Source organism: Amnimonas aquatica, from assembly GCF_002943415.1.
GTDB classification, from domain to species: Bacteria; Pseudomonadota; Gammaproteobacteria; order Pseudomonadales; family Moraxellaceae; genus Perlucidibaca; species Perlucidibaca aquatica_A.
Map to the genome: position 1 here is coordinate 1 of NZ_PTQZ01000209.1, position 3,075 is coordinate 3,075.

General features: G+C 68.8%; 4 protein-coding genes. 3 read left to right on the forward strand and 1 reads right to left on the reverse strand.

Annotation, left to right across the window (positions count from 1 at the left end; translation table 11 throughout):
• Window positions 1-550, reverse strand: a 550-nt coding sequence (locus C5O18_RS11265) for a glycerophosphodiester phosphodiesterase (RefSeq protein ID WP_478209689.1), incomplete at its 3' end; no start/stop codon positions are given.
• A 175-nt stretch (window positions 551-725) separates the two neighbouring features.
• Here C5O18_RS11265 and C5O18_RS07950 point away from each other — a divergent pair.
• From C5O18_RS07950 to C5O18_RS07960, 3 genes are read left to right on the forward strand one after another with little or no spacing between them, the layout of a single operon-like run.
• Complete coding sequence (locus tag C5O18_RS07950) at window positions 726-1,961, forward strand: lipoprotein-releasing ABC transporter permease subunit (protein ID WP_105192980.1); 1,236 nt, start codon at window positions 726-728, stop codon at window positions 1,959-1,961.
• Entirely contained in the window at window positions 1,954-2,697 is a 744-nt protein-coding gene (lolD, locus tag C5O18_RS07955) for a lipoprotein-releasing ABC transporter ATP-binding protein LolD (protein WP_105192982.1), read from the forward strand. The genes C5O18_RS07950 and lolD overlap by 8 nt, the downstream gene beginning before the upstream one ends.
• 27 nt (window positions 2,698-2,724) lie before the next feature.
• A complete protein-coding gene (locus C5O18_RS07960; RefSeq protein ID WP_105192984.1) occupies window positions 2,725-3,033 on the forward strand; it encodes an MGMT family protein in 309 nt (102 codons plus the stop codon).
• Window positions 3,034-3,075 lie beyond the last annotated feature (42 nt).

Sequence of the window (3,075 nt, forward strand, 5' to 3'; positions counted from 1 at the left end):
CAGGTGGAGACGATGAGCCCGGCGTCATGCGCGCTGGCGACCAGCTCGTTGGTGCAGCGCGCCTGGTGCGGGCCCAGCGAGCTGCAGCCGAGCGCGCTGGCCACGGCGAGGGCGTCGCCGGTGAAATCCTCCTCGAACAGGAAGCCGCGGGGGATGTCCGGCGCCACTTCGCGGATGCCGTAGAGGTAGCGCGGGTTGAACGATGTGGTGCGGGCGCGGCCGTCGAGGCGGAAGTGCGACCACAGCGCCGGCAGGCGGGCGATGACCGCGGCCTCGTCCTCCGGGGTACGGGCCTTGACCTCGAGTTCGAGGTGGGTGAAGTCGCCGAGCAGGTCGAGAACCTCGGCNTGGCGGTGTGATCGCCGACCAGGCCGATGCCCGAGGTGGTGCGTTCCAGCATGGCGTCGTGGATCACCACCAGCTCGCCGTCACGGCTGACCTGGATGTCGAACTCCACGGCGCGCACGCCCAGCGCGCGCAGATGGCGGAAGCCCGCCAGCGTGTTCTCCGGCGCCTCGCCGCGCGCCCCCCGATGCCCAACGATCTTCATGTGCAGCGCCCCCTGTCCGTTGCTGTTGTCGTGCCCGGGTGTCAGGCCTGAAAACTGTAGCGAACGCGTGTTTTCCGCCTCCCTCCACACCGCACGACAACCGTCACCCCAGTGTAGCGTTGAACATGAACCCTATGTGACGCTCCCGGACAGCTGTGGTCTAATCGCCGCCATCATGCACAAGCCTCTCTCCCTCTTCATTGGTCTGCGCTACACGCGCGCGCGTCGCCGCGACCAGTTCATCTCCTTCATGTCGCTCAGCTCGATGATCGGGCTGATGCTGGGCGTGGCGGTCCTGATCACCGTGCTCTCGGTCATGAACGGTTTCGACCGCGAGCTCAAGCAGCGCATCCTCGGCATGGTGCCGCAGGCCACGCTGTCGTCGGCGCAGCCACTGCGCGACTGGCAGTCGCTGGTCACGCTGGCGGAGAAGACGCCGGGCGTGGCCGCGGCGGCGCCGATGTCGCAGGTGCAGGGCATGCTGACCGCCAACGGCCAGGTCACCGGCGCCATGATCACCGGCATCGAGCCCGCGCTGGAGCGCAAGGTATCCATCCTGCACGACTACATGCTGTTCGGCCGCATGGAAGACCTGAAGGATGGCGAGTACGGCCTGGTGCTGGGCCAGCAGCTGGCCAGCAACCTCGGCGTGCAGCCGGGTGATCCGGTGACGCTGGTGCTGCCCGAGGCCAGCCTGAGCGCCGCCGGGGTGATTCCGCGCTTCAAGCGCTTCACCGTGGTCGGCATTTTCCAGGTCGGCGCCGAGGTCGACGGCATGCTGGCCTACGTCTATTACGCCGATGCCGGCCGCCTGCTGCGCATCGGCGATGCCGTGCAGGGCGTGCGCCTGAAGGTCGACGACCTGTTCAAGGCGCGCCAGATCAACCAGCAGCTGCTGGCGCAGCTGCCGCCGTTCTTCTACGGCTCGGACTGGACCCAGACCCAGGGCAGCCTGTTCAACGCCATCAAGATGGAAAAGGCCATGATGTCGCTGCTGCTGCTGCTGATCGTGGCGGTGGCGGCGTTCAACATCGTGTCCAGCCTGGTCATGGTGGTGAACGACAAGAAGTCGGACATCGCCATCATGCGCACGCTGGGCGCCACGCCGGGCATGATCCAGCGCATCTTCCTGGTGCAGGGCACGGCCGTGGGTCTGGGCGGCACGCTGGCCGGCGTCGCGCTCGGCGTGCTGTTGTCGCTGACCGTCAGCGACCTGGTCATGTTCTACGAGCGCCTGTCCGGCGTGCATCTGTTCGATGCCTATTTCGTCAACTACCTGCCGTCGCAGCTGAAGTGGTTCGATGTGCTCTGGGTCGGCTGCACGGCGTTCGCGCTGAGCTTCCTGGCCACCATCTATCCCGCGCGCCAGGCCGGCCGCGTGCAGCCGGCGGAGGCCCTGCGCTATGAGTGACACGCTGACGGTTACCAGTCCGGCGACCGCCGCGGCGGCGGAGGCACGGACCCGCGATGGCGGGCCGGTGCTGGAGGCGCTGGACCTGCGCCAGACCTTTTCCGAGGGCCCGCAGGCGGTGACGGTGCTGCGCGGCATCTCCTTCTCCGTGGCGCGTGGCGAGCGCATCGCCATCATCGGGCGCTCGGGCTCGGGCAAGACCACGCTGCTGCATCTGCTGGGCGGCCTGGAGCAGCCCAGCGAAGGCCGTGTGCGCCTGCTCGGGCAGGACCTGTCCGGTGCCCGCGAGACCGACCGTAGCCGCCTGCGCAACCGCCACATGGGTTTCGTGTACCAGCTGCATCATCTGCTGCCGGAGTTCACCGCGCTGGAGAATGTCGCCATGCCGGTGGTGATCGGCGGCGGCTCGGTGGCCGAGGCGGAGCAGGCGGCGACCGCGCTGCTGGAGCGCGTCGGCCTCGGGCAGCGCCTGCATCACAAGCCGGCCGAGCTGTCCGGTGGCGAGCGCCAGCGCGTGGCGCTGGCCCGTGCGCTGGTGACCCGCCCTGCGGTGGTGCTGGCCGACGAGCCCACCGGCAACCTCGATCGCGACACCGCGGAGAGCATCCATCAGCTCATCGTGGAGCTGAACGAGTCGCTCGGCACCAGCTTCGTGATCGTGACCCACGAGGACCGCCTGGCGGCGCTGGCGCACCGGCGCCTGCGCATGGAGCAGGGACTGCTGGCCGAGTGCTGACGGTGGAAGGTTTCCGGAGGACGTGACATGCGGGATCCGGGCAGCTTCGAACTGATCTATGCCGTGGTGGCACGCATTCCGGCGGGCCGCGTGGCGACCTACGGCCAGGTAGCGGCGCTTGCCGGCCTGCCGAGGCAGGCGCGCCAGGTCGGCTATGCCCTCAATCGCCTTGATGACGGCAGTGCGCTGCCCTGGCACCGGGTACTCAATGCCCGCGGCGAGATCAGCCTGCCCGGAGAGGCGGCGCAGCGGCAGCGGCGATTGCTGGCAGCCGAGCAGGTGGATTTCGATGCCGCCGGCCGTGTCGCGCTGGCGCGTTTTCGCTGGGAGCCCTGAGCCGCCTGCTCTGAGCCCGTCTTTGTCCGGCTGGCGCGCTCA